General features: G+C 71.7%; 19 protein-coding genes. 9 read left to right on the top strand and 10 right to left on the bottom strand.

The genetic code is table 11. The features are described from left to right. Positions 1 to 217 precede the first annotated feature (217 nt). From DMB38_RS24155 to DMB38_RS24135, 5 genes are all read left to right on the top strand, one after another. Positions 218 to 1,186: a hypothetical protein gene (locus DMB38_RS24155; RefSeq protein WP_125936921.1), complete on the top strand. Its 969-nt coding sequence runs from the start codon at positions 218 to 220 to the stop codon at positions 1,184 to 1,186. 197 nt (positions 1,187 to 1,383) lie between these two features. Beyond that, positions 1,384 to 1,578: a hypothetical protein gene (locus tag DMB38_RS24150; RefSeq protein WP_101421759.1), complete on the top strand. Its 195-nt coding sequence runs from the start codon at positions 1,384 to 1,386 to the stop codon at positions 1,576 to 1,578. 38 nt (positions 1,579 to 1,616) lie between these two features. Next, a complete protein-coding gene (gene mshB, locus DMB38_RS24145) occupies positions 1,617 to 2,513 on the top strand; it encodes an N-acetyl-1-D-myo-inositol-2-amino-2-deoxy-alpha-D-glucopyranoside deacetylase (protein WP_164716092.1) in 897 nt (298 codons plus the stop codon). Next, the gene (locus DMB38_RS24140; protein WP_125936920.1) at positions 2,510 to 3,133 is read left to right on the top strand and encodes a DUF6113 family protein; all 624 of its coding nucleotides are present in this window, start codon (positions 2,510 to 2,512) and stop codon (positions 3,131 to 3,133) included. The genes mshB and DMB38_RS24140 overlap by 4 nt, the downstream gene beginning before the upstream one ends. A 161-nt stretch (positions 3,134 to 3,294) precedes the next feature. After that, on the top strand, positions 3,295 to 5,469 hold the full coding sequence (locus DMB38_RS24135) for a hypothetical protein (protein ID WP_240662440.1): 2,175 nt from the start codon (positions 3,295 to 3,297) through the stop codon (positions 5,467 to 5,469). 76 nt (positions 5,470 to 5,545) lie between these two features. On the opposite strand, the gene DMB38_RS37540 is transcribed toward DMB38_RS24135, so the two are convergent. The 10 genes from DMB38_RS37540 to DMB38_RS24085 form a co-directional block, all read right to left on the bottom strand. Beyond that, positions 5,546 to 6,433, bottom strand: a complete 888-nt coding sequence (locus DMB38_RS37540) for an LPXTG cell wall anchor domain-containing protein (RefSeq protein WP_125936919.1) — start codon at positions 6,431 to 6,433, stop codon at positions 5,546 to 5,548. 117 nt (positions 6,434 to 6,550) lie between these two features. Next, a complete protein-coding gene (locus tag DMB38_RS24125) occupies positions 6,551 to 7,648 on the bottom strand; it encodes a dipeptide ABC transporter ATP-binding protein (protein WP_125936918.1) in 1,098 nt (365 codons plus the stop codon). A 21-nt stretch (positions 7,649 to 7,669) separates the two neighbouring features. After that, the gene (locus DMB38_RS24120) at positions 7,670 to 8,677 is read right to left on the bottom strand and encodes an ABC transporter ATP-binding protein (RefSeq protein WP_125936917.1); all 1,008 of its coding nucleotides are present in this window, start codon (positions 8,675 to 8,677) and stop codon (positions 7,670 to 7,672) included. A 7-nt stretch (positions 8,678 to 8,684) separates the two neighbouring features. Continuing rightward, positions 8,685 to 9,647: an ABC transporter permease gene (locus tag DMB38_RS24115; RefSeq protein WP_125936916.1), complete on the bottom strand. Its 963-nt coding sequence runs from the start codon at positions 9,645 to 9,647 to the stop codon at positions 8,685 to 8,687. Continuing rightward, positions 9,640 to 10,563, bottom strand: coding sequence for an ABC transporter permease (locus DMB38_RS24110; RefSeq protein WP_125936915.1), 924 nt, complete (start codon positions 10,561 to 10,563; stop codon positions 9,640 to 9,642). Before DMB38_RS24110 ends, DMB38_RS24115 begins: the two co-directional genes overlap by 8 nt. 67 nt (positions 10,564 to 10,630) lie before the next feature. Then, positions 10,631 to 12,268 (bottom strand): ABC transporter substrate-binding protein, encoded by a 1,638-nt coding sequence (locus DMB38_RS24105; protein ID WP_125936914.1) that lies wholly within the window; start codon positions 12,266 to 12,268, stop codon positions 10,631 to 10,633. A 302-nt stretch (positions 12,269 to 12,570) separates the two neighbouring features. After that, entirely contained in the window at positions 12,571 to 14,457 is a 1,887-nt protein-coding gene (gene typA, locus DMB38_RS24100; protein WP_047017873.1) for a translational GTPase TypA, read from the bottom strand. A 162-nt stretch (positions 14,458 to 14,619) separates the two neighbouring features. Further along, positions 14,620 to 14,889: a DUF3349 domain-containing protein gene (locus DMB38_RS24095; protein ID WP_125936913.1), complete on the bottom strand. Its 270-nt coding sequence runs from the start codon at positions 14,887 to 14,889 to the stop codon at positions 14,620 to 14,622. A gap of 5 nt (positions 14,890 to 14,894) precedes the next feature. Beyond that, positions 14,895 to 19,484: a DUF6531 domain-containing protein gene (locus tag DMB38_RS24090; RefSeq protein WP_125936912.1), complete on the bottom strand. Its 4,590-nt coding sequence runs from the start codon at positions 19,482 to 19,484 to the stop codon at positions 14,895 to 14,897. Between the two features lie 103 nt (positions 19,485 to 19,587). Next, positions 19,588 to 21,807 carry an ABC transporter family substrate-binding protein gene (locus DMB38_RS24085; RefSeq protein WP_125936911.1) on the bottom strand — a complete coding sequence of 740 codons (2,220 nt, stop codon included), beginning with the start codon at positions 21,805 to 21,807 and terminating at the stop codon, positions 19,588 to 19,590. A 355-nt stretch (positions 21,808 to 22,162) separates the two neighbouring features. On the opposite strand from DMB38_RS24085, the gene DMB38_RS24080 reads away from it, so the two are divergent. From DMB38_RS24080 to DMB38_RS24065, 4 genes are all read left to right on the top strand, one after another. Beyond that, positions 22,163 to 22,453 carry a hypothetical protein gene (locus tag DMB38_RS24080; RefSeq protein WP_125936910.1) on the top strand — a complete coding sequence of 97 codons (291 nt, stop codon included), beginning with the start codon at positions 22,163 to 22,165 and terminating at the stop codon, positions 22,451 to 22,453. A 118-nt stretch (positions 22,454 to 22,571) separates the two neighbouring features. Next, on the top strand, positions 22,572 to 23,405 hold the full coding sequence (locus tag DMB38_RS24075) for a hypothetical protein (RefSeq protein ID WP_101421769.1): 834 nt from the start codon (positions 22,572 to 22,574) through the stop codon (positions 23,403 to 23,405). Between the two features lie 41 nt (positions 23,406 to 23,446). Beyond that, the gene (locus tag DMB38_RS24070; protein ID WP_125936909.1) at positions 23,447 to 25,429 is read left to right on the top strand and encodes a fumarate reductase/succinate dehydrogenase flavoprotein subunit; all 1,983 of its coding nucleotides are present in this window, start codon (positions 23,447 to 23,449) and stop codon (positions 25,427 to 25,429) included. Continuing rightward, positions 25,426 to 26,211, top strand: coding sequence for a succinate dehydrogenase/fumarate reductase iron-sulfur subunit (locus tag DMB38_RS24065; RefSeq protein ID WP_047017868.1), 786 nt, complete (start codon positions 25,426 to 25,428; stop codon positions 26,209 to 26,211). Before DMB38_RS24070 ends, DMB38_RS24065 begins: the two co-directional genes overlap by 4 nt. Positions 26,212 to 26,298 lie beyond the last annotated feature (87 nt).

The raw sequence follows: 26,298 nt of genomic DNA, 5'->3' as shown, positions 1-26,298 counted from the left end.
TGGGGAGCGTACGGCCGTGCGGGTGCCGTCCCCCGGCCGGGTCCGGTCAGCGCGCCGGATCCGGCCGGGATCCCGGCCGCCGGCCGCCGCCGCCCGGCCCGTCGTGCCGGAGGTGTTGTCCGGGGCTGCGGAGAGGTGTAGACCTGGGTGCCGTGTGGGCCCAAAAGGCGCACGGTTGCGTATCGGGGGTCTTCCGGCGATGGATCAAGGACACATATTGGGGCGTGGCGCACGCGTCTTCGGTGCCGTGTGCTGCGCGCTCCTCGCTCTGCTCTCGCTCCTGTGGATCGGCCGCGACGTCGGTGTCGCGGCGAGCCTGCCCGACCTGTGGTGGTCCTGGGCGGGCTCCCCCGACGCCGCCCCCGAGAACCACTGGGGCACCTCTCTCTACGACCCCGTCCTCCTCGGCGTGTACGCCGTCGCCGGGGTCACCGCCCTGCACTCCACCGCCGCCGCGGGCGCGCTCGCCACGGCCGGCGCGGCCACGATCCTGCTGCGCGCCCCCGCGCTGTGGACGCTGACCGCCGACTGGATGCAGGGCGTCGACCAGGACCTGCGCAACCGCGCGCTGCTCTCCGCCGGTGTCGCCGTCACGCTCGGCGCGGTGCTGCTGATCTCCGTCGCCGCCGGCCGGCGGCCCTCGGAGGCCACCGGCGCCGACTACCTGCTCCCCGACGAGCAGCCGCCGCGCCGGCCCGCCCGCGGGGCGGCGGCCACCGGCATGCTCTTCCTCGCCGCCGCCGCGGTGGCGTTCGCGGCGTGGGAGCTGCGCGAGGCCGCACGCACCGGCTGGGAGGCCTACGGCCACCGGCTCACCGGCGAGTACACGTCGTGGGCGCTGCTCCAGCCCCCGCTCGCGTACGGGAAGTGGGCGACCGCCGCGATGTGCTTCGTCGCCGCCGTGGCCGCCGCCAGGCGCGCCCCGCTCTCCCGCCCGCTGGGCATGACGGCCGGCGCGTTCGTGCTGGGCTGGGGCGCGGCCGACACCTCCCGGTATCTCAAGGACGAGGTCTTCGAGAACTTCGGCGCCCTCGGCACGGAGCACCAGTTGCAGGCGGGCACCGGAATCGGGCTGCTGCTCGCCGGCTTCGTGATCCTCTTCGCGCTCGCCGGACGCGGGGAGCGCGACCCCGTGGCGGAGCCCCTCTCCCGCTGGCAGGAACCTTCCTCCCAGCCCCCCTGGTGACCCGCCCGGCGACCGCCGTTCCACCGCTCTCCGGCCTTCCGGCCACCGCTTCGCGACCGCCTCCCGCGTGCGACCCCTCCATGCGCCGGTGCGCCGAACGATGCACGGGCACCGATAGTTATGATGCGTGCGCGCGACGGGCATGCATCACGTGGCCCGTCAGATGACCCGACCGCAGGTCCCGGGAGGTGAGCCGAATGGCTCTGTCGATCTCGCTAGTGCTGCTGCTCGCGATCATCGTCTACTTGCTCATCAAGAAGAGTGGCCTGAAGGGCGGGCACGCTGTCGTGTGCATCCTGCTGGGCTTCTACCTCGCAAGCTCGTCCATGGCGCCGACGATCGACGATGTGACACAGAACGTGGCAGGGATGATCGAGAGCATCGACTTCTGACCCGGGGGGCTATCCGCACACTCGTCTAGGCTTCCTCCATGAGCAGGGAGCTTCCGCCGCGCAGGCTGCTGCTGGTGCACGCGCATCCGGACGACGAGACGATCACCACCGGCGCCACCATGGCGCGGTACGCCGCCGAGGGCGCACTCGTCACCCTGGTGACGTGCACCCTGGGCGAGGAGGGCGAGGTCATTCCGCCCGCCCTCGCCCATCTGGGACCCGAGCGCGACGACGTGCTCGGCGCCCACCGCGCCGGCGAACTCGCGGCGGCCATGCGGGCGTTGGGCGTCACCGACCACCGCTTCCTCGGCGGCCCCGGGCGGTTCCGGGATTCGGGCATGCAGGGCCTCGACCGGAACGGGCGCCCGGGCACGTTCTGGTCGGCCGGGGTCGACGAGGCGGCGGGGCTGCTGGTGCCGGTGATCCGCGAGGTACGTCCCCAGGTGCTGGTCACGTACGACCCGCAGGGCGGCTACGGGCACCCCGACCACGTCCAGGCACACCGCGTCGCCACGCGCGCGGCGGAGCTGGCCGCGGCCGCGTCGTACGACGCCGACCCCGCGGAGCCGTGGGCGGTGGCCCGTATCTACTGGACCTGCGTCGCCCGCGGCGCGGCGGAGAAGGCCCTCGCCGAACTGGCCGCCGCGGGCCACCCCTTCCCCGGCACCGCGACCGTCGCGGACCTGCCGGGCGTGGTGGACGACGGCGAGGTCACGGCGGCCGTGGCGGGGGGCGCGTACGCGGCGGCGAAGGCGCGGGCGATGGCGGCGCACGAGACGCAGATCACCGTGGCCGGCGGCGCCTTCGCGCTCTCCAACGGGCTGGGCCAGCCGATCCTCACCACCGAGCAGTTCCGGCTCGCCGGCGGCGCGGACGCCGCGCGGCGCGATCCGGGCGCGGTGGAGACCGACTTGTTCGCGGAGGTGGTGGCGTGAGCGCCAAGAAGCGGTCCGTACGCCCCAAGTCGGCCGCGAGCGGCGGAAACCCGGGCAACACGGGCGCGGACCGCGCACGCGCGGGCGACGGCGGCGCGGCCAACGGGCGTACGAGCCGCGGCGGGAGCACGGGCGGCGGCAGCGCCGACGGCAGGGGCGCGGAGAAGCGCGGTTGGGCCGGCGCCACCACCAAGAGCTCCCCCGCGCGCCGTCCCGCCGCCCCGCCGCCCGGCAGCGCCCTCGCGCGGCCGGTGACGCTCGGGCGCCTCCTCACGTATCTGGCCGCCCTGGTGCTCGGCGGCCTCGTCGGGCTCGCCGGTTCCCTCGTCCAGGCAGCCTGGTCACCGGGCGGCCTGCTGCTCGCCCTCGCCGCCATCGGGGGGCTCTGCTACGGCGCCGGGGTGGCCACCGGGGGCCGCGGCGCGGGCTTCACGGCGGCCGGCGGCTGGTTCCTCGCGGTGATCGCCGTCTCCCTCAACCGCCCCGAGGGCGACTTCGTGTTCGCCTCCGGACTCGGGCCGCAGCTCTTCCTCTTCGGCGGGATGCTGACCGCTGTGATCTGCACCACCCTGCCGCAGCTCCTCGCAGTTGCCGCACCGCCGTCCCGACTCCCCGAGTGACGTGCTCTGTTGGGCATCGGACGCTGTCAAGTACGCCTTCGCGCGGGTGGCCGAATGCGGTTGTCGGGCCTCAGTGTCGGAGCGGACAAGTATGGTGGTGCGCGCCGCCGAGCTGCCCGCGGGTGCCATGACGGGCGGCGGAGCACTACGGGAGACCTGCCGTGAGCCGAGAGAATGACAGTCCGCCATCCGGTCCCGAGGGACGCGGCGACGCCGCGTACCCGTCGGGGACCCCGCCGTACGCGGGACCGGACACGCCGACCGCCACACCGCCCGCGCCCGCTCCGGGCGCGGGGGCGGGCCGGGACGGCGGCGCGGGCGTTCCCGCGACCGAGACGACGCTGACGACCCGGATCCGGATCAACATCCCCGGCTCCCGGCCGATCCCGCCCGTCGTGGTCCGCCAGCCGCTCGAAGCCGGGGCGGAGGAGCCCGACACCTCCGGTGCCGGCGTTCCCGCGCCGGCCCCGGGACCGGCGGAGGCCGCCGCGGCGGCCGCGAACGGGCAGGACGGCGGCGGCAGCGCCAAGCCGCGGACGAGCGACTGGTTCGCCCCCCGCAAGGCGCCGAAGGACCCGGCGCCCGCCCAGGGCGCGCCCGAGGCCGCACCGACGCCGCTGCCCGCCCAGCCCCCGATGACGCCGCCCTCGGGCCCCACGGGCACGACGGACGGCGCCGGGATGCAGTTCCCAGCCTTCGCGCCGCCCGGCGATGCCGGCGCGCCGCTGGACACCCCGCCTGCCGGCGTCCCGCAGCCGCACCCGGCGCCCGGTGACACCGGCGCGGTGGACGTGCCGGTGAGCGAGAGCGGCCACGGCTTCGCCGGGGACGACCCGGCCAACGCCCTGCCCGTACGCCCCACTCCGGCCGGCGGCACCCCGCGCCGCGGCCCCGGCGCACCCGGGGGCGTGCCCTCGGGGCCGACGTCGGGCCCCGCCACCGGCAGCATGCCGCTCAAGCCCGCGGGACCGGCCGCCGGCCGCACCCTGCGCGGCTCCGCCGCGCCGCAGGCCACCACCGGCGGCATGGGCGACACCGCCGTCGGCGGCATCCCCGTGGTGCCGCCGGGCCCGGACCCCGCTCCCGCCCACGGCGTGCCGCAGGGCCCCGGGCACACCCCGGCCCACGGCGTACCGCAGGCGGGGCCGCAGGGGCCGGGTCCCGGGCACACCCCGGCCCACGGCCTCCCGCAGGCGGGCCCCGACGGGGCGCGGTACCCGCAAGAGGCCGCGTCCGTACCGGGGTACACCCCCGCGGGGCAGCCGCCTCCCGGCGCCGCGCCGCCCCCCGGGCCCGGACCCGCACCCGGCGGCGACGGGCCGCCCGTGCCGCCGCCCGCCCCGGCCTCCGCCGCCCGCTCGCGCTCCGGCAGCCCGTCGGGACGGGCCCGCGGCGATCGCAAGAAGCTCGCCGTCATGGCCGGCGCCGGCGTCTTCGGGGTGCTCTGCATCGCGTACGGCGCGGGGCTCGTCCTCAACAACGACGACGTGCCGAAGGGCACGACGGTCCTCGGCGTCGACATCGGCGGCAGCTCCCGCGACCAGGCGGTGGCCAAGCTCGACGCCGCCGTCGAGAAGCGCACGCAGGCGCCGATCGTGCTCCGCATCGGCGACCAGGAGCAGAAGCTGACGCCGCAGTCGGCCGGCCTCGGCATCGACACCGCGGAGAGCGTCCGCTCGGCGATGGGCAGCGACTACAACCCGGTGTCGGTCATCGGCTCGCTCTTCGGCGGCTCCCGCGTGGTGGACCCGGCGATGGTCGACGACACCGACAAGCTGCGGGCCCAGTTGCAGGAGATCGCCGACGAGGCCGGCGGCGGCCGGGACGGCATGATCCGCTTCGTCGACGGCAAGGCCGTGCCCGTGAAGGGCGAGCCGCACGAGGCCGTGGACGTGGAGAAGTCCATGGACGCGGTGGAGAAGGCGTTCGACGAGCGCGCGGCCGGCGGCGCGAACAAGCCGGTGACGCTGCCCGTCTCGCAGCAGGAACCGGCCGTCAGCCAGGCGGAGTTCGACACGGCGATGAACGGCTTCGCCAAGACGGCGATGTCCGGTTACGTCGCGGTGCAGGCGGGTGAGGCGTACATCGAGTTCAGCCCGGAGCGCTCGATCTCCGAGTTCCTGACGATGCAGGCGACGCCGGACGGCAAGCTGGCGCCGAAGTTCGACCTGGAGAAGCTGGAGGAGCTGTACGGCAGCACCTTCGACGGGCTCATGGTCCAGCGCGGCGACGGCAGCACGACGGAGATCACGCCGAACGACGTGGCGAGCGCGATGATGGGCCCGCTGCGCGAGACCGACCCGGCGAAGCGGGTGGGGGTCATCGACATCGCGTGACCGCCGCGTGCGGACGACGTACGGGAACGGGCCCCGCGGCGCTGCCGCGGGGCCCGTCGTCGCGAGGGCGGACGCCTCAGGCGTGGGCGCGCCGCTTGCGGGCCACCACGACGGCGCCGGCGCCGAGGGCGGCGAGGCCGCCGAGGCCGGAGGCGAGCGGAAGCCAGATGTCGGCGCCGGTGTGGGGCAGTTGGTCCGGCTTCCTGCCCGCGTTGTCGTAGTCGGCGGGCGGGGTGCGGCTGTCGGGCGGCTCGAAGCCGTCGCTCTCCTCGTCCGCGCCGCCGCCGGGCGCGGGCCGCTCCTCGTCCGGTGCGGGCGGCTCGGCGCCGGGGACTTCGGCGCCGGGGGCGCCGGGCGGTTCGACGGCGGGGGGCTCGGCCGCCGGGGCTCCGGTGTCGGGGGCTTCGGCCGCGGGGGGCGTATGCGCGGGGGGCTCGGCCGCGGGAGCTTCCGTGTCCGGGGCCTCGGTGTCCGGAGCTTCCGTGTCCGGGGCTTCCGCGCCGGGGAGTTCGTCGTCAGGGAGTTCGGCCGGAGGCGCCTCCGCCCCCGGGCCCTCGGGGTCCGGAACCTCCGCCCCCGGCGCCTCGCTCCCAGCCGCCTCGGCGCCGGGCGCCTCGCCTCCGTCGTGGCCCGGCCCGGTGGGCCCCGTGCCCGGGCCGGACGCGCCGGTGCCGCCGTCCCGCGGGGCGCCGCCGGTCTCCGGCTCCTCGCAGTCGTCGTCCGGGCCCCACGCCTTCTGCGCGTCGGCCTCCAGCTCCGCCTCCGCCGCCGCGAACCCGGCCTCGATGTCCTCCGCGGTCTCCGGGCCCTCCGCCCCGCCCCCGGAGCCGTGCGCCCCGGCCACCTTGCCCTCGGTCGCGTGGGCCTGCGGGAGGGCGCCCGCGAGGGCGGGCCCCGCGCCCAGCGCGGCGGCGAGCAGCGCTCCGCTCAGCACGCGGGTGCGACGGCGTGACAAACGCTTCATGGCGGGGGTCCCTCTGCTCGGTGACGGGGCATCGGCTGCCGACGCCCACCATGACACCGGTACGTGATAAAACCGACTAACCAGACTTACGGCCCGGCGGCAGATCGCCCCGTCGGCCTACCCGCCCACCCCCGGGGCCGCCTGTCCCGGCCCCTCCTCGTCCTCCCACTCCGCCGCGAAGTGGCACGCCGACGGGTGCGCCACCGCCCCCGCCGCGTCCCGGAACCACGGCGGCACGTCCAGCGCCGGGTCCTTCTCCGCGCACACCGGCTGCGCCTTCCAGCACCGCGTACGGAACCGGCACCCCGACGGCGGGTTCGCCGGCGACGGCACGTCGCCGCTGAGCAGGATCCGCTCCCGGCTCTCCCGCGCCTCCGGGTCCGGCACCGGCACCGCCGAGAGCAGCGCCTGCGTGTACGGGTGCGTGGCGTGCTCGTAGATCGCCTCGTCGGTGCCGGACTCCACGATCCGGCCCAGGTACATCACCCCGACCCGGTCCGAGATGTGCCGTACCACGGACAGGTCGTGGGCGATGAAGATGTACGACAGCCGGAACTCGCTCTGCAGCCGCTCCAGCAGGTTCACCACCTGCGCCTGCACGGACACGTCGAGCGCCGAGACCGGTTCGTCCGCGACGATGATCTCCGGCCGCAGCGCGAGCCCGCGCGCGATCCCGATCCGCTGCCGCTGCCCGCCGGAGAACTGGTGCGGGTAGCGGTTGATGTGCTCGGGGTTGAGCCCGACGACGTCGAGCAGTTCCTGGACCCGCCCCCGCCGGCTGCCCTTCGGCGCCACCTCGGGGTGGACGTCGTACGGCTCGCCGACGATGTCGCCGACGGTCATCCGCGGGTTGAGCGAGGTGTACGGGTCCTGGAAGACCATCTGGATGTTGCGCCGCACCGCCCGCAGCGCGCGCCCGGAGAGCCGGGTGATGTCCTCGCCCTTGAACCGGATCACGCCGGCGGTGGGCTGCTCCAGGCTGACCAGCATCTTGGCGATGGTCGACTTGCCGCAGCCGGACTCCCCGACGATGCCGAGGGTTTCGCCGCGCCGCAGGTCGAACGAGACGCCGTCGACGGCCTGTACGGCACCGATCTGCTTGCGGAAGACGATCCCCCGGGTGAGCGGGAAGTGCTTGACCAGGTCGCGCACTTCGAGGATCGGCTCCTCGCCCGGCGCCTCCACCGGCGCCTCGGCCACCTCAGGGCTGGTCATGAAGCTGGTCCTTCCGGAATCTCAAGGCCGGTCATGAAGCTGGTCCTTCCAGAAGTGGCACGCGCTCCCCCGCCCCGGCAGCGGGTGGCCCGCGTCGTCCGTCACCTCGTACAGCGGCGGGCGGTCCGTCACGCAGACGTCCTGGGCGCGCGGACAGCGGGGGTGGAAGGGGCAGCCCGGCGGGATGGCGAGCAGGCTGGGGGGCGTGCCGCGGATGGCGCTCAGCTCCTGGCCCTTCTGGTCCAGCCGCGGGATGGAGTCCAGCAGCCCGCGGGTGTACGGGTGCGCCGGCGCCTTGTACAGGTCGTGGACGGGCGCCGTCTCCATGATCCGGCCCGCGTACATCACCGCGATCTTGTCGGCGACGTCCGCGACCACGCCCAGGTCGTGGGTGATGAGGATCAGCCCCATCCCCGTCTCCTCGCGCAACTCCGCCAGCAGGTCCATCACCTGCGCCTGTACGGTCACGTCCAGCGCCGTCGTCGGCTCGTCCGCGATGATGAGTTCGGGACCGAGCGCCAGCGCCATCGCGATCATGATGCGCTGCCGCATGCCGCCGGAGAACTGGTGCGGGTAGTCGTTGACGCGCTCCCGGGCGGCCGGGATCCGTACCCGTTCCATCAGCTCGATCGACCGGGCCTTCGCCTCCGCCCGGCTCGCGCCGCGGTGCACGCGGAACATCTCGCCGAGCTGGAAGCCCACGGTGAGCACGGGGTTGAGCGACGACAGCGCGTCCTGGAAGATCATCGCCATCCGCTCGCCGCGCACCTTGCGGCGCGCCTCGCGGCCCAGCTTCAGCAGGTCCTCGCCCTGGAAGAGCACCTGCCCGCCGGTGACGAACCCCGGCGGCGAGTCGAGGATGCCCATCACGGCCTGCGCGGTGACGGACTTGCCCGAGCCGGACTCGCCGAGCACCGCCAGCGTCTCGCCCGGGGCCACGCTGTAGGAGACGCCGTTGACGGCCTTCGCCACCCCCTCCCGGGTGCGGAACTCCACGTGCAGGTCGCGGACGTCGAGCAGCGCGGTCACGTACACCTCACCTGAGCTTCGGGTCGAGCGCGTCGCGCACGGCGTCGCCGAGCATGATGAACGCCAGCACCGTCAGGCTCAGCGCCCCGGCGGGCCACAGCAGGGAATGCGGCGCGTTGCGGATCTGGGTGGATGCGGTGGAGATCTCGCTGCCCCAGGAGATGGTCGGCGGCTTCAGCCCGACGCCGAGGAACGACAGGGTCGCCTCCAGCGCCACGTACGTGCCGAGGGCGATGGTGGCGACGACGATGATCGGGGCGATCGCGTTGGGCAGCACGTGCCGCAGCATGATCCGCCGGGTGGAGGCGCCGAGGGTGCGGGCGGCCTGGACGTAGTCGTTCTGCTTGGCCGTGATCACCGAGCCGCGCGCGATCCGCGCCACCTGCGGCCAGCCCAGCAGCACGATCAGCCCGATCACCGGCCAGACGGAGCCGCTCTTGATGACGGAGAGGAAGACCAGGCCGCCCAGCAGGATCGGGATGCCGAAGAACACCTCGGTGATCCGGGAGAGGACCGCGTCGCCCCAGCCGCCGAAGTAGCCGGCGAGGCCGCCGAGCACGGTGCCGAGGACGGCGGCGCCGAGGGTGGCCAGGGTGCAGACGGTCAGCGAGGCGCGGGCGCCGTAGACGGTGCGGTTGTAGACGTCGCAGCCCTGGCTGTCGAAGCCGAAGGGGTGGCCGGACTCGGCGCCGAGGTTGCGCTTGGCGATGTCGCAGTTGTACGGGCTGCCGGTGGCGACCACGCTGGGCCACAGGGAGACGAAGACGAGGAAGAGGATCAGCAGCCCGGCGACGACGAAGACGGGGTTGCGGCGCAGGTCCAGCCAGGCGTCGGACCAGAGGCTGCGGGCCGGCTGGTCCGTCCCGGGGGCGCCGCCGGCCTCGGCCTGGAGGACGTCGCTGCCGGGCAGCGACTCCGCCTCCTGGGTGCCGATGTCCGCCCGCTGCTTCTCCTCGTAGCGCTCAGGCATAGCGGATCCGGGGGTCGAGGACCGCGTAGAGCATGTCCACCACCAGGTTCGCCAGCAGGTAGACGATGACGAGGACGGTGACGAAGCCGACGACCGTGGGCGCGTTCTGCCGCAGGACGCCCTGCCAGAGCTGGAAGCCGACGCCCTGGATGTTGAAGATCCGCTCGGTGACGATCGCGCCGCCCATGAGGTTGCCGATGTCGATGCCGAGGAAGGTCACCACCGGGATGAGGGAGTTGCGCAGCAGGTGGCGGACCGTGATGCGGCGGCGCGGCAGGCCCTTGGCGACGGCGGTGCGGACGTAGTCGGCGCGGGCGTTCTCGGCCACCGAGGTACGGGTGAGCCGCGTGGTGTACGCGAGCGAGACCAGCGCCAGCACCACCGCGGGCAGCACCAACTCGTTCCACGGCGCCCCGGAGGAGACGGCGGGCTTGACCCAGCCCCACTTGACGCCGAGCAGGTACTGCAGCACGTAGCCGGTGACGAACGTCGGGATGGAGATCACCACCAGCGTGGCGAAGAGCACCCCGGTGTCCACGGCCCGGCCGCGCCGCAGCCCGGAGATGACGCCGAGGGTGACGCCGATGAGCATCTCGAAGAGGACGGCGAGCAGGGCGAGCCGGACGGTGATCGGCCAGGCGCGGCGCATCAGGTCCAGCACCGGCTGGCCGTTGAAGGCCATGCCGAAGTCGCCGGAGAAGATGTTGCCCATGTAGAGCACGTATTGCTGCCAGAGCGGCTTGTCGAGGTGGAGGTCCTTGCGGATCTGCGCTGCGGTCGCGGGGTCGGGCGCTCGGTCGCCGAACATGGCGGCGACCGGGTCGCCGAGCGCGTAGACCATGAAGAAGATGAGGAAGGTGGTGCCGATGAACACGGGGATCATCTGCAGCAGCCGCCGGATCACGTAGCGGCCCATGGGCTCCCCTCCTCTCCTCGCGTGTCCGCTCCCTCCGTCACGTCCGCGGCGGACCGCCGCGCGTGCACTAACCGACCTTGACGTCCGGGTAGTAGGGGACGCTGAACGGGTCGAGGAAGACGTCGCTGACGCGGTCGGAGTGGCCGGCGATGCCGTTCTGGTACCAGAGCGGGATCGACGGCACGTCCTTGGCGAGCAGCCGCTCCGCGTCCTTGTACTTCTCGACGGCCGCGGAGGTGCTGCCGGCGGCGTTGGCCTGGTTGATGAGGTCGTCGAACTTCTTGTTGCTGTACTCGGCGTCGTTGGAGGACGCGCCGGTGAGGTACGTCGGCGCGAGGAAGTTCTCGATCAGCGGGTAGTCCATCTGCCAGCCGGCGCGGAACGGGCCCTTGAAGCTGCGGTCCACGACCTGGGTGCGGAAGTCCGCGAAGGTGCCGATGGGGTTGACGACGCAGGCGTTCTCCTTGCCGAGCGCCTTGTTGATGCTGTTGCAGACCGCGTCCATCCACTCCCGGTGGGAGCCGGTGTCGACGTTGGAGGAGATCGTCACCTTCCCGCCGGGCAGGCCGCCGGCGCCGTCGATGAGCTGCTTGGCCCGCTTCGGGTCGTACGTGCACAGGTCGCCGCAGATCGTGTCGTCGAAGCCGCCCTTCGCGCCGATGACCGGGGAGGTCCAGTCCTTGGCGGGGATGCGGGTGTCGTCGTAGATCTGCTTGGTGATCTGCTCGCGGTCGATCGCCTTGGAGATCCCGCGGCGCAGGTCGACGTTGTCCCGGCCGCCCCAGGCGTCGTCGTAGAGCGGGAAGGCGAGGGTCTGGATGATGCCGGCCTTCTGGTTGATGAAGCGGTCGCCGAGGTCGTTCTTGGCGTTGGCGAGCTGGCCGGCGGGCAGCTCGTCGGAGATGTCGAGGTTGCCGGCCTGGAGGTCGGTGAAGGCCGTGTTCTGGTCGGTGTAGACCTTCAGCTCGACGCCGTCGTTCTTCGCCTTGTCGTCGCCCTTGTACTTGCCGTCCTTGACGAGCTTCATGGACGTGCCCTTGTTGTACGACTCGATCTTGTACGGGCCGTTGCCGATGGGCTTGTCGAGCCACGCGGCGTGGTTGTCGAAGAACGCCTTCGGCAGCGGCGCGAAGGCCGGGTAGCCGAGGGTGTCGGGCCAGATGGAGAACTTCTGCGACAGCTTGACGGTGAACGTCCGGTCGTCGACGACCTTCAGTCCGGAGAGCTTCTGGGCGCTCGGCTCGGAGCCCTCGGCGGTCGGGTGGACCTTGTCGTAGCCGTCGATGTACCGGAAGAAGGTGGCGTTGACCTGCCGGTTCTTGATGTTGGCCGCGTAGTTCCAGGCGTCGACGAAGGACGTGGCGGTGACCGGCTCGCCGTTGCTGAACCGGAAGCCCTTCTTGACCTTGACGGTCCAGTTCTTCTGGTCGTCGCTCTTGATGGACTGGGCGAGCATGTTCTTCGGCTCGGCGGTCTTCGGGTCGTAGACGACGAGCCCGCGGGTGATCAGCTTGAGGACCTTGCCGCCCTGGACCTCGTTGGTGTTGGCCGGCTCCAGCGGGTTCTGCGGGTCGCCCCACTGCGCGGTGAAGGTGCCTCCGCCGCCTGACGAACCGCCGTCACCGCTGTCACTGCCGCAGCCGGCCGCGGCGAGTGCGGCGCAGACGACGCAGGCGGTCCACGAGGCGCGGGTGGCTCGGCGCATGAGGGTGCCTCCCAAGGATCCCTAGTATCACTTAAGTGACATAAGACCCCATAAGGGACGTTCGCGCTTCCGGTGGCACGCCATCGGGGGAGCACAACCCCCCGGATGGAGCGCGCACGGCGCGCCGGTCCGGAAGGCGGCGGGAGGCAGGGTGTACGGGGGCGGCGGGCGGGTGCGGCGCGTTCCTGCCGCGCGCAGATGCCGCGGGTGAGGTGCCGGGCGTGAGGTGCCGCGGGTCGGGTGCCGCGAGTCGGTGCCGCGGGTACGCCCCGCGCGTACGGGCTCCGCCCCGCCGGGCGGCGTTACGCGTGCTTCGCCCGCGAGGCCGCCCGCGCGCGCTCGCGCCCGTCGAGCACCACCTTGCGGATCCGCACCGTGTCCGGCGTGACCTCCACGCACTCGCCGTCGCGGCAGAACTCCAGCGACTGCTCCAGCGACAGCTTCCGCGGCGGCACGATCGACTCGGCGATGTCGGCCGTCGACGACCGGACGTTGCTGAGCTTCTTCTCCTTGGTGATGTTGACGTCCATGTCGTCGGAGCGGGAGTTCTCCCCGACGATCATGCCCTCGTACACCTCGGTGCCCGGCTCGACGAAGAGCGTCCCGCGCTCCTGGAGGTTCGTCATCGCGAACGCGGTCACCGCGCCCGTCCGGTCCGCGACCAGCGACCCGCTGCTGCGCGTCCGGAGCTCGCCGAACCACGGCTCGTGCCCCTCGAAGATCGAGTGCGCGATGCCCGTGCCGCGGGTCTGCGTGAGGAACTCCGTACGGAAGCCGATGAGCCCGCGCGAGGGCACGACGAACTCCATGCGGACCCAGCCGGACCCGTGGTTCGTCATCGTCTCCATCCGGCCCCTGCGGGCGGCGAGGAGCTGCGTGATCGCGCCCAGGTGCTCCTCGGGCGCGTCGATCGTCATCCGCTCGACCGGCTCGTGGACCTTGCCGTCGATCTCCTTGGTGACCACCTCGGGCTTGCCGACGGTCAGCTCGAAGCCCTCCCGGCGCATCGTCTCCACCAGGATCGCCAGTGCCAGCTCGCCGCGGCCCTGCACCTCCCAGGCATCGGGGCGCTCGGTGGGAAGCACGCGCAGCGACACGTTGCCGACGAGCTCGCGGTCGAGGCGGTCCTTGACCAGCCGGGCGGTGACCTTGTGGCCCTTGCTCTTCCCGCCGCCGACTCCCTTGCCGACCAGCGGGGAGGTGTTCGTCCCGATGGTCATGGAGATCGCCGGCTCGTCCACGGTGATCAGCGGCAGCGCGACCGGGTTCTCCGGGTCCGCGAGGGTCTCGCCGATCATGATGTCGGTGATGCCCGCGACCGCGCAGATGTCCCCGGGCCCGGCGAGCTGCGCGGGGCGGCGGGTGAGCGCGTCGGTCATCATCAGCTCGGTGATCCGCACGTTCTGCACGGTGCCGTCGCGCTTGATCCACGCGACGGTCTGCCCCTTCTTCAGCTCGCCCTGCTCCACGCGGAGCAGCGCGATGCGGCCGAGGAAGTTGTCGGCGTCGAGGTTGGTCACGTGCGCCTGGAGCGGCGCGCCCTCGTCGTACGCCGGGGCCGGGACGTAGTCCAGGATCGTGGAGAAGAACGGCTCCAGGCTGTCGCTGTCCGCCGGCACCGTGCCGTCCTCCGGCTGGGTGAGCGAGGCGACGCCGTCGCGGGCGCAGGCGTAGACGATCGGGAACTCGATCTGCTCCTCGTCGGCGTCGAGGTCGAGGAAGAGGTCGTACGTGTCGTCCACGACCTCGGAGATCCGCGAGTCGGGCCGGTCCGTCTTGTTGATGCAGAGGATCACCGGCAGCCGCGCCTGGAGCGCCTTGCGCAGCACGAACCGGGTCTGCGGCAGCGGCCCCTCGGAGGCGTCGACCAGCAGCACGACGGCGTCGACCATGGAAAGACCGCGCTCGACCTCGCCGCCGAAGTCGGCGTGACCGGGGGTGTCGATGATGTTGATCACCACCGGGTCGCCGCTCTTGGGGTGGTACTTCACCGCGGTGTTCTTGGCGAGAATGGTGATGCCCTTCTCGCGCTCCAGGTCCCCGGTGTCCATGACCCGGTCGTCGACGGACTGGAGCTGGTGCTCGGCGAAGGCGCCGGCCTGCTTGAGCATGGCGTCGACCAGGGTGGTCTTGCCGTGGTCGACGTGGGCGACGATGGCGACGTTGCGAATGTCCTGGCGCGTCGGCATGACTGGGCGGTGCTCCCGAACTAGAGGGGGTCAGCCGGGCGAATCGACCACGGCCGTCCTATCGTACGGTCCCCCTCCCCCACCCCCACGCACGCCGGTACACCAGCCCACCCCCGCCCACCCCGCATCCCACCCCCGGCCCCGCCCCACCCGGCCCGGCCCTCAGTCCTCGTCCGGATCCCAGCCGCACGCCACGAGCCGCCCCCGCAGCACCCCGGCCCGCTCACGCTGCGCCCGGGTCAGAGGGCGGGCGGCGTCGTTCATCACCCGGTGATGCTCGACCCCCAGAAACGCGGAGCCGACCACGCCCACGTTCCACTCGTTGAGCCCCTCGGAGAGAACGGCGAGCAAGGGGAGGTAGTCCTCGTCGCCGATCCCCGCGGGAAACGCCTCTTCCAGCATGGCCACGACCGGCAGCAGATGCGGCTCCACCCAGATCACCTTCCAATGAAGTTCATCGAGGGATGAACGATCGCGTCGAACACCACTCCTTGGGCTTCCGCCCCCACCAGGAACTTGAGATCCGCGGTGAAGATCTGCATACCCAGTTCGTCGGCCGTGCCGAAGATCTGGATGTCATTGGCACCCACCTTCTTCGTCGTGTTCAACCCCAGGGCACGCGCACTCGGGGTGTCCGCCACCACTTGCACCCGGTTCACCAGAGCCGCGGCCAGATTCTGCTCCTGCGGGCCCACCCAGCCGGCGGAGACACCCCGGCTGACAGCGGCCTGGAACTCGGTCATGGCAGTCTGCGACATGAAGACGTCCCGATTTCCGATCATCGCGTTGATCCGCTGGCCCACGGACATGTCCGCGGAGGACAGCGCGCGCGCCGTACCCGCGTCGATCATCACGCCGTACGGCGAGAGTCCCAGAGGGTCGGCGTAGACGTGGGGATTGTGCGGATAAGTGGTGGGGTTCGGAGCGGGGGCGAGGCCAAGCGGGTCAGGGGTGGTGTAGTGCGCGGTGGCGGGGTCGTAATAACGGTTGACGTTGTAATGAAGCCCCGTCTCCAGGTCGGCGTACTGACCGGGGAATCGCAACGGGGTGTATGCAGTCGCCTCGCGATTCCATGAGACGTTCCCCCACAGCGTTGTCCGGGTGCGCCACGCTATTGCACCCGATTCCGCCACCAGCTCACGCGGCGTACCCACCAGGTCGGTGACGATCGCGAAGAAGCGACTGTCGATCTCGCGCTGGGTGGTGCTGTCCGTGATCCGTTCGACCTGAGTGAGCGGAGTGACGCCGTCATGGTCCCAGGTGAGGGTCACCGGGTCGGGGAACTGCGCGGCGCGGGTGGTCTGCTCGATGAGGGTGGGGCCGTCATAGGCGAAGCGGACTTCTTCGATCACCTCGTCGGAGCCTGGCGCGAGCCGTATCTTGCGGCGACGGTGCCCCAGCGGGTCGTACTCGTAGCGCCAGCGGGCGCCGTCCGGGGTGGTGGCCGCGGTCAGCCGGTCGTCGGAGTCATAGGTGAAGTGCCAGGTCTCCGGCTTCTTCGACAGCCGGGTCCGGGTGCGGCGCAGGAGGCGGCCGGCACCGTCGTACGCGTACCGGCAGCGACCGGCGTGAGTGACCATCGTGCCGGTGTAGGCGCGGTCGCCGATCGCGTCCGGATCCTGCCCTTCCGGCCAGGCGGCGGCGGTCTGGGCGCCCGTGGAGTCGTACGCGTAGGACTCCGACCACGCCGCCGCCGTCACCTGCGTCACCCTGCCGCCCGCGTCCAGGTCGAAGTCGTGGCGACCGCCCAGGTACTCGTCGACGGAGGTGGGGTAGCCGTCGGGCCGGTAGGTGTACTCGCGGGCCTGCACCAGCGTGGTGCCTGCCTTCACCTCGTGCCGCGTCGGCCTCCCCAACGGGTCCCGCACCGAGGTCAGCGCGAGTTGCCCGATGCGACGGTCCGTTTCCCGCCCCGCCGCGTCGCGGGCGAAATCCACCCGGCGCCCGCCGACGGTGAGATGGGATCGCCGCCCCGCCTGGTCGTAGCCGTACGTCGTCACCTGCCCCGAGGGCGTCGTCCGCCGCGTACGGCGCCCGGCCGGGTCGTAGGCGGAGGCCGTCACCCCACCGTTCCACCGCTCTGCCGTGATCCGTCCGAGCCGGTCCCGCTCGTAGACCAGTTCCCCGGACGGACCCGCAGCCGAGACGAGCCGCCCGACCGGGTCGTAGGCGTACGTCGTGACCTCGTCACCCGTGTCCTTAGAGGCGAGCCGGCCCAGTGCGGTTCGCCCGTACACGATCCGCTGCCCGAGCGGCGTCGTGCGGGACACCAGTTGTCCCGCCGCGTCGAGTTCGTAGCGGGTCCGCCGACCCTCGAAGTCGGATTCGGCGACGAGCCGCCCCGCCGCGTCATAGGTGTAGTCCCACGTCTTCTCCAGCGGGTTGGTGACCTGCACGAGACGGAGGTCGCGGTCGTGTACGAAGGTGTAGTGCGCCCCGTCGGGATCGGTTCGTGAGGCGAGCATGTCGAAGTGGGAGTAGGTGTAGCGCGTAGTCGCCCCACCCGCGTCCGTATGGCTCACGCAGTTGCCCTCGGCGTCGTACTCCCAGGACTCCTGCGCCCCGTCCGGTGTGATCCGGCGGCCTAGGAGGCCCTCGGCGGTCCACTCCATGAATGTCGTGGCGCCCACGGCGTCCGTCACGGCGACGGGGCGGCCGAACCCGTCGAGCCTTTGCACCGCTGCTCCCCCCACCGGGTCGGTGGTGCGGATCGGCAGCCCCGCGGCGTTGCACTCCACCCGGGTGACGGCACCCAGCGGATCGGTCACCGCGGTGAGGTGGCCGGCCTCGTCGTAGTCGTACGTCGTCGTGTACCCGGCCGGGTCCGTGACCGTGGTGCGGTTGCCGCGGTCGTCGTAGCCCTGCCGCCACACCGCACCGTCGGCATCGGTGAACTCCACGGGCAGGGCCTGGCCGCCGTAGACCGCGTGCAACTCGCCGCCATCGGCCCGGACGACATCGGTGAGTTGGTGGGCCTCGTTGTAGGCGTAGCGGGTGGTGCGGCCGAGGGCGTCGGTTTCGGCGGTGAGGTTGTGGTGGTGGTCGTAGGTCGTCTGCGTAACGTGGCCGAGGGCGTCGATTTCGGCGATGATCTGGCAGTTGTCGTTGACGACGAAGCGAGTGGTGGCGCCTTCGGCACTGGTGAGGGTGGTGACGCCGGCCTCGGGCCAGGCGGGGTCGACCCCCTCGTAGTCGAGGGTGAGGGCGAGATGGCCGGCGGCACCGCCTTCGGCTATGCAGCGGTCGCGGGAGTCGTAGGTGTACTCGTACCGCTCGTCGTTCCGGTCGGTCCACGACGTGACCCGCAGCCGGTCGTCGTAGGTGAAGGTCAGAGGTATGCCGGAGGAGTTGATGTCCTCGATGAGGTTGCCGTCGGGGTCGTAGCCGAAGCGCTTGATGACCATGTCGGTGCCGTCGTCGGCGGCTGCGACGAGGGACAGGGCGGTTATTCGGCCGAGATCGGCGTCAGTGCTGACCTTGAGGTCGTAGCCACCGGAGTGGCGGATGCCGAGGGGGGTGCCTTCGTCGTCGTAGGCGAAGGTCAGGGTGTGGCCATTGCGGTCCGATATCTGCTCGAGCAGCGCCAGGCCGTCGGCATCGGGACGGCTGAAGCGGCGGATGTGACCGGCGATCGGGTCGGTGACGGTGTAGCCACCCGTCTCCAGACGGGCGAGCGGCCAGCGCGGGCCTTGTTCGGGCAGGACGTCGGTCTCGGTGCCGGCGGGGTGCGGGTAGGCCAGGAGGCGGCCGTCCTCGGTGACGAAGACGACCCCTTGATCGTCGGTCTCCAGGCGCTGATCGGCTGTGGACGCCCACGTGGGGCCGAACCACCAGCCGGTCCGGTAGGTCGACCCCAGCCGGCGGGTGAACGTCAACGGGAGCAGGCCGGGCAGCGTGACATCGGTCTGGGACAAGTACATCTGGCCAGTGGCCAGGTCCACGGGGTCGGTGAGCTTCGAGACGATGTTCTTCAGCCGGCTCAGCGCGCCCTTGGCGGCGCCGCTCAGCATGGTGCGGCCGCTCTTGGCCAGGCCCAGGACGCCGGCCTTCATCGCTTTCAGGCCCGCCATGGCCTTCATGCCGCCCTTGGCCATCTTCGCCAGGCCGCCGAGGGTGGTGAGGCCCTTCATGCCGGGAATGCAGTCCAAAGCGGCCAAGGCGACGTCCCAGAGGGAGGCTTCGCCGTTCATGTACTTCATCAGGGTGTCCGCGAGGACGACCAGCGCCGCGGCGAGAACCACCCACGCCAGCGGTCCGCCGATGATGAGGACGACGATGCCGAGGACGGCGACGATGACCTTGCAGACGGTGACGATGGTGTCCCAGTTGTCCTTGACCCAGTCGACCGCCTTCTCCCACCACTTCCGGTTCTGAATACCGGCATCCGACGCCTCTTCGAGCTTGTCCTTCGCCTCGGAGGCGGCGTCCTCGCGCATCTTCTTCGCGTCCGCGGCCATCTTCTTCGCGGCTTCCAGCCCGCCTTGCGCGTTGTCGACGGCCGTCTGCGCGGAGGCGCGGGCGGACTTGGCGTCGGTGGCGTTGCGGGTCGCGGCGCGTACCTCGGACTCGTCGGGCTTCTCCTTGCCCTCCTTCCCGTCGTACTCCTCCGTCTTCTTCGTCGCCCGCTCCACCCACGAGTTCGCGGAGTCAAGGCGGCCGTTGGCGGCGGTCAGATCACTCTGGGCTTCCCGGCCCTTCGCCAGCGCCTTGTCCGCCAGCGACTGCGCCCGCTCCAGCTTCGGCCAGTACGCCGCCAGGGCATCGCCCGCCAGGTCGTAGGAGCGCTGAAGCTTCTTGAGGTTCTTGGGGACTTCCTCGAACTCGTCCTGGAACGCCTTCGCGGTCTTCCCCGCCCACCGCAGCAGCGCGTCCTCACCGGCCATGCCCTTGATCTGCCGCAACGCATCCGCCACGTCATCGGCGAAATCGTGCAGCTCACGCGCCAACTGCTTCACCCGCTCCGGATCCCCCGGCGTCGGGTCGTCATCGAGATCGAGTACGTGCCAGTCGGTGGGTCGATTACCCATACCCGCAATCCCCCCGGGGCGAAGTGGGCAGTTCCGAACGCAGGCAGCCAAGCGATCGCCTGAGGAAAGAGACGCGGCCCCGGGGGTTGCCGGTTGCGGAGGGTCAGTTGCGGTAGCCGATGTCCTGGTAGCGGGGGGTGGTGAAGCCGAAGGCGCCTGCGTTGGCGAGGTTGCGGGTGGTGGCCACCAGTTGGGGGCGCTGGTAGAGGGGGATCGAGCCGGCGGCCGCCCAGATGCGGGCGTCGGCGCGGGTGAGGAGTTCCTGGGCGACCTCGTCGTCCAGTTCGGAGGCCGCCTGGTCGAAGAGCTGGTCGATCTCGTCGGTGCCCACCCGGGTGTAGTTCTGCTCGACCACCAGGGAGCCGTCGGGGGACGGCACCGGCTTGGCGTAGATCGGGCGGGCGTCGGTGGCCGGGTAGGGGGTGCCCGGCCAGGAGTAGAGCGCCATGTCGTACTCGCCGGAGGCGATGTAGTCCTTGAAGTAGCCCTGCTCCCCGGCCTCCACCACCTCGGTCCGTACGCCGATGTTGTCCATCATCCGCACCACCCGCGAGGCCACCGACCGCAACTGCTCCGTCCCGGGCCCCTGCGGCACCACGAAGCGGAGCGTCAGCGGCTTGCCGTTCTTGACGAACGGCCGCTGCCGCGGCGGCTGCGCCACGCTCGTCTCCCGCTCGGCCAGCGCCGTGCGCGCCAGCCGGGCCGCCTTCACGGCCTTCTTGTACGCCTTCGAGGACTTGCCGTGCTTGGCCGCCGCCGCCCACAGCTCCGCCTGCCGCCCCAGCGCGACGTACTGCGTCTGCGCCGGCTGCGTCACCGACAGCGGCACGTCGTACGTCGGCAGCACCGCACCGGCCGGCTTGTCGTCGCCGGACCGCGCGCCGTCCGCGCGGTCACGCGCGCCCGTGCCCTTCGCCTCCGCCTCCTCCGACCGCGGACCGCCCTTCCAGCCCGCCTCCGCCAGCATCTTCTGCGCAGCGATCACGTCCTGCGGGCCGAGCGCGGCGCTCTGGTCGCTGTAGCCGGGCTGGCCGGGCATGAGCAGGTGGCTGCCCAGCGGCTTCGACGGCAGGCCGTGCGGGCCGAGGACGCTGCGCGCCAGGGTGCCGCGGTCCACGGCGCGGGCGACGGCGCGGCGTACCCGCCCGTCGGCGAGCGGGCCCGAGCTGCCGTTGAGCGCGAGCTGCGTGTACGCGGGCTCCAGCGCCCGGTGCACGGTGTACGGGCGCGGGCCGGCCTTCGGCAGCGTCACCAGGTCCAGCGGCTTGCCGTCCTGGGCCCTGTCGTTCTTGGTGACCTGCACCGCGGCCTTGGCGGCCCGCTCGGCGCGGGCGGCCTCCAAGGCTTCGTCCCGTTCGACCTCGGCGATGTTCAGCCGGCCGGCGTCCAGCGCCTTCTCCCGCCCGGCGCCGCGCGGCAGCTCCTGGAAGACGAGCCGGTCGAGCAGCGCCCGGTCGCCCCACCAGCGGGGATTGCGCACGAGCGTCACCGACGTCGGCTCGCTTGCGTCACTCGCGTCGCTCTCGTCCCGCTTCCCCTTCTTCTTCCCGTCCTTCTTCTTCCCGTCCTTGTACTTCTCGTCCTTCTTCTTCCCGTCCTTCTTTTTGCCGTCCTTCTTCTTCTCCTTCTGCTCCTTCTTCTTCTTGCCCTCGACGTCCTTGATCGTGAACGGACCCGCGACCTCCGTCAGCCCCGTCCTCGACCCGTCGTTGAACGCCTCCGGCGTCTTCGTCACGCTCATCGGGTACAGCGGCGAGAACAGCGCCTCCCAGTCCGCGTACGGCTCGTCGAAGACGACCCGTACCTCGCCCGGCTCGTCGCCCGCCTCGACCGACTCGATCCGGTCGTAACCGGCGTTGCGCGCCGTCCAGTACGCGGTGTCCTCGCCGTTCAGCGCCAGCCACTGCGCCTCGAAGTCCTCCGCCCCGATCGGCCGCCCGTCGCTCCACACCGCCCTCGGGTTCAGCCGGTAGACCACGCGCTGCTTCGGGCTGCGGTCCTCGACCTCCGCGCTCTCCAGGTAGTCCGGGTCGGCCGTCGGCTTGCCGTGCTGGTCGAGGGTGAAGAGCCGGGGCAGCACCGCGCCCGCCACGCGGTCGGTCGCCTCGCTCGCGTCGGCCTGGAAGACGTTGAACGTCTCCGGCGCCTCGTCCACGGCCCAGCGGACCGTGCCGCCGGGCCGGAGCTGCTCGCGCGAGACGGCGGTGACGTCGTGCGCGGCACCGGCCGCGTCGTTCGGGGAGGTGTCGCAGCCCGCCAGGGGCAGGGTGACGCCCGCCGCGATCAGCACGGCGGTGTAGCGCCTGCGGCTGTGAAGGGACATGCGCGATACCTCCGTGATGCACACTTTCGGCGTCATTGGCCGCTCATCACACTTCTCTTGTCCCGCCACCTAAAACGAGCCCGCCCCGCAGCCCGCGGCGACACGGCGGACGCGCCGTCCGACTCCACCCGTCCGGCCCAGCCGCGGGGACGGCGGGCCGTGTGTTTTCCGTACGGATCGGCAGGATCCAGCCCCGTATCTCACCCCCGGAGGGGGAAATCTGCAGATCCCTTCCCAAGCGAGCGCGAGACGCGCGACACTTCCCCCCACAGCGCCCTGAGCGCGTCTTCGCCGTGCGCGAAGACGCGTGCGGGGCACCGTCAGCACCGCCCGACCGAAGACGTGAGGGCATGTCATGACCCTGAACGAAGAACTGACCGCAGCGCAGCGCTGTGTCGACGATCTCGTACGCACCGTGACCCGCCTGGAGCGGCGCATGGGCACCGACGCGCTGGAGCTGCGACGCGTCCGGACCGACGCCGACCACCTGCGGGAATCCCTCGCCCTGCTGCGCGAGGTCTCCGCCCAGGGCCCGGAGAAGGAGGGACCGACCCTGGTCCCCATCCCCGACCAGCCGTACGACCACACCCTGTGGCGGGACGCCGACGACGAGGGACTCGGCGCCGGCGGCCGGCACGCCCCCTAGCCGGGCAGCCGGGCCACCCCCGCCCCGCGTCCGCGCGCCTGGGTCCCGTCAGGCCCCGGTCCGCCGGCGCACCCCGTCCATCCCGACCCCACTCCATCCCCTCCTGCCGGAGACAACCTTGGCCACCGGAACAACCGAACGCCCACCGACCCCCGACCAGCCGGGCGGTGTCCGCGCCCCGGGCCGCGCCGCGATCGCGGCGCGCCACCTGCGCACCGACCGCTGGTGGGTGCAGCCGACCGCCACCTTCGCCGGCCTGATGGCGTTCATCGTCTACTCGACGTGGCGCGCCCTCAGCAACGCCGACTACTACGCGGCGCCCTACGTCTCGCCCTTCTACTCGCCGTGTCTGGGCTCCGACTGCGTGGACATGAAGAACGGCCCCAACTTCGCGCTCTTCGGCGACTGGTGGTTCATGTCCCCGGCGGCGATCATCCTGGTCTTCCCGCTGGGCTTCCGGTTCACCTGCTACTACTACCGCAAGTCGTACTACCGCAGCTTCTGGGGCTCGCCGCCCGCCTGCGCGGTCGCCGAGCCGCACAAGACGTACACCGGCGAGACCCGCTTCCCGCTGATCGTGCAGAACCTGCACCGCTACTTCTTCTACGCCGCGATCGCCGTCGCCGCGATCCTCACGTGGGACGCGGTCCTCGGCTTCCGCAACAGCGAGTACGAGTGGGGCCACGTGGGTCTCGGCACCATCGTGCTCTGGATCAACGTCGTGCTCATCTGGCTCTACACCCTCTCCTGCCACTCGTGCCGGCACATCGTCGGCGGCCGGCTCAGGCACTTCTCCAAGCACCCGGTGCGCTACCGCGCCTGGGGCCTGGTGGGCAAGCTCAACGAACGCCACGCGCTGCTTGCCTGGGCGTCCCTCATCAGCGTGGGGCTCGCCGACCTGTACGTATATCTGCTGGCCTCGGGCGCATTCGACGACCCGGTGCTCTTCTGAGGCGCAGCGAGCCGACCGATGGGAAAGGCGAAGCACAGAAAATGACGCAAGTCGAACGGCAGCAGTGGGACGTCGTCGTGGTCGGTGCCGGGGGCGCCGGGCTGCGGGCGGCGATCGAGGCCCGCGAGCAGGGCCTGCGCACGGCCGTGATCTGCAAGTCGCTCTTCGGCAAGGCCCACACGGTGATGGCCGAGGGCGGCATCGCCGCCAGCATGGGCAACGTCAACGCGGGCGACAACTGGCAGGTGCACTTCCGCGACACCATGCGCGGCGGCAAGTTCCTCAACAGCTGGCGGATGGCGGAGCTGCACGCCAAGGAGGCGCCGGACCGCGTCTGGGAGCTGGAGACCTGGGGTGCGCTCTTCGACCGCACCAAGGACGGCAAGATCTCCCAGCGCAACTTCGGCGGCCACGAGTACCCGCGCCTCGCCCACGTCGGCGACCGCACCGGGCTCGAACTCATCCGCACGCTGCAGCAGAAGGTCGTCTCCCTCCAGCAGGAGGACTTCAAGGACGGCGGGGACTACGAGTCCCGGATCAAGGTCTTCCAGGAGTGCACGGTCACGCGCATCCTCAAGGCGCCCGACGGCCGGGTCTCCGGCGTGTTCTGCTACGAGCGCGAGTCGGGCCGGTTCTTCGTGATCGAGGCGCCGTCCGTGGTGCTCGCGACCGGCGGCATCGGCAAGTCCTTCAAGGTGACGTCCAACTCCTGGGAGTACACCGGGGACGGGCACGCGCTCGCGCTGCTCGCCGGGGCGTCGCTGATCAACATGGAGTTCGTCCAGTTCCACCCCACCGGGATGGTCTGGCCGCCCTCGGTCAAGGGCATCCTCGTCACGGAGTCGGTCCGCGGCGACGGCGGTGTCCTGCGCAACAGCGAGGGCAAGCGCTTCATGTTCGACTACATCCCGGACGTCTTCAAGGAGAAGTACGCCCAGAGCGAGGACGAGGGCGACCGCTGGTACGAGGACCCGGACAACAACCGGCGCCCGCCCGAGCTGCTCCCCCGTGACGAGGTGGCCCGCGCCATCAACTCCGAGGTGAAGGCAGGCCGCGGGTCCCCGCACGGCGGGGTGTTCCTGGACGTGTCGACCCGGCTGCCCGCCGAGGAGATCAAGCGCCGGCTGCCGTCGATGCACCACCAGTTCAAGGAGCTGGCGGACGTCGACATCACCGCCGAGCCGATGGAGGTCGGCCCCACCTGCCACTACGTGATGGGCGGCGTGGACGTCGACCCGGACACGGCGGCGGCGCTGGGCGTGCCGGGCCTCTTCGCGGCCGGCGAGGTCGCCGGCGGCATGCACGGCTCCAACCGCCTCGGCGGCAACTCGCTCTCGGACCTGCTGGTGTTCGGGCGGCGCGCGGGGCTGTACGCGGCCGAGTACGCGCGCGACGCGGCGGGCTCCGCCGACGGGCGCCCGGAGGTCGACGAGGAGCAGATCGCGGCGGCGTCCGCGGAGGCGCTGCGCCCGTTCAGCGCGGAGGCCGGCGCCGGGGCCGCGGGCGGGGACGGGGACGGCGGCGCCAAGCCGCCGGAGAACCCGTACACGCTCCACCAGGAGCTCCAGCAGTCGATGAACGACCTGGTCGGCATCATCCGCCGGGAGGCGGAGATGAGCGAGGCCCTGACGCGCCTGGGCGACCTGCGCGTTCGGGCCCGGGGTGCCGGCGTCGAGGGCCACCGGCAGTTCAACCCCGGCTGGCACCTCGCGCTGGACATGCGGAACATGCTGCTGGTGAGCGAGTGCGTCGCGCGCGCGGCCCGGGAGCGTACCGAGTCCCGCGGCGGCCACACCCGCGACGACCACCCGGCGATGGACCGCGACTGGCGCAAGCAGAACCTGGTCTGCCGGCTGGCCGACCCGGCGGGCGGCGCGCTGCCCGCGGCGGACGTGCCGGACCCGGAGCGGGGCCAGATCCGGCTGGAGAAGCGCGAGATGCCGCCGATCCGGCCCGACCTGCTCGACCTCTTCGAGAAGGAAGAGCTGGTGAAGTACCTGACGGACGAGGAGCTGACCGAGTGACCACGGCACCCACCACGGGCTACATCGCCCGCTTCAAGGTCTGGCGCGGCGACACCGAGGGCGGTGGCCTGGAGGACTTCGAGGTCGAGGTGAACGAGGGCGAGGTCGTCCTCGACATCATCCACCGGCTCCAGGCCACCCAGGCACCGGACCTGGCGGTGCGCTGGAACTGCAAGGCGGGCAAGTGCGGCTCGTGCAGCGCGGAGATCAACGGCCGCCCGCGGCTGCTGTGCATGACCCGGATGTCGGTGTTCGACCGCGAGGAGACCATCACGGTCACCCCGCTGCGCGCCTTCCCCGTGGTCCGCGACCTGGTCACGGACGTGGGATTCAACTATGAGAAGGCCCGTGAGATCCCGGCGTTCATCCCGCCCGAGAAGCTGGCGCCCGGCGAGTACCGGATGCAGCAGGAGGACGTGGACCGCTCGCAGGAGTTCCGCAAGTGCATCGAGTGCTTCCTCTGCCAGGACACCTGCCACGTGGTCCGCGACCACGAGGAGAACAAGGCGGCCTTCGCGGGCCCGCGCTTCCTCATGCGGGTCGCGGAGCTGGACATGCACCCGCTGGACGCGGCGAAGGACGAGGGTCTGGACCGTAGGACCACCGCGCAGGACGAGCACGGCCTGGGGTACTGCAACATCACCAAGTGCTGCTCGGACGTCTGCCCCGAGCACATCAAGATCACCGACAATGCGCTGATCCCGCTCAAGGAGCGGGCGGCGGACCGCAAGTACGACCCGCTCGTGTGGCTGGGGAGCAAGATCTTCCGCCGCAAGGACTGAGCGTCCCGTTCGGCCGTTCGGCCGGATACCACCGGTCGGACCAATGACACGGGCAGCAAGGTACTTGTTGCCCGTGTCGTGGTTCGC

It is taken from the genome of Streptomyces sp. WAC 06738 (genome assembly GCF_003945505.1).
In the GTDB taxonomy this organism is placed as follows: domain Bacteria; phylum Actinomycetota; class Actinomycetes; order Streptomycetales; family Streptomycetaceae; genus Streptomyces.
The sequence above is the reverse complement of the archived record's forward strand: the minus strand, read 5'-3'. Positions and strand labels throughout refer to the sequence as shown.

Coding starts and splice junctions, on each gene's coding strand:
- DMB38_RS24115 (WP_125936916.1), bottom strand. CDS start 9,647: ATGCCTGAGCGCTACGAGGAGAAGCAGCGGGCGGACATCGGCACCCAG.
- DMB38_RS24080 (WP_125936910.1), top strand. CDS start 22,163: ATGACCCTGAACGAAGAACTGACCGCAGCGCAGCGCTGTGTCGACGAT.
- DMB38_RS24150 (WP_101421759.1), top strand. CDS start 1,384: ATGGCTCTGTCGATCTCGCTAGTGCTGCTGCTCGCGATCATCGTCTAC.
- DMB38_RS24090 (WP_125936912.1), bottom strand. CDS start 19,484: ATGGGTAATCGACCCACCGACTGGCACGTACTCGATCTCGATGACGAC.
- DMB38_RS24070 (WP_125936909.1), top strand. CDS start 23,447: ATGACGCAAGTCGAACGGCAGCAGTGGGACGTCGTCGTGGTCGGTGCC.
- DMB38_RS24110 (WP_125936915.1), bottom strand. CDS start 10,563: ATGGGCCGCTACGTGATCCGGCGGCTGCTGCAGATGATCCCCGTGTTC.
- DMB38_RS24125 (WP_125936918.1), bottom strand. CDS start 7,648: ATGACCAGCCCTGAGGTGGCCGAGGCGCCGGTGGAGGCGCCGGGCGAG.
- mshB (WP_164716092.1), top strand. CDS start 1,617: ATGAGCAGGGAGCTTCCGCCGCGCAGGCTGCTGCTGGTGCACGCGCAT.
- DMB38_RS37540 (WP_125936919.1), bottom strand. CDS start 6,433: ATGAAGCGTTTGTCACGCCGTCGCACCCGCGTGCTGAGCGGAGCGCTG.
- DMB38_RS24085 (WP_125936911.1), bottom strand. CDS start 21,807: ATGTCCCTTCACAGCCGCAGGCGCTACACCGCCGTGCTGATCGCGGCG.
- DMB38_RS24105 (WP_125936914.1), bottom strand. CDS start 12,268: ATGCGCCGAGCCACCCGCGCCTCGTGGACCGCCTGCGTCGTCTGCGCC.
- typA (WP_047017873.1), bottom strand. CDS start 14,457: ATGCCGACGCGCCAGGACATTCGCAACGTCGCCATCGTCGCCCACGTC.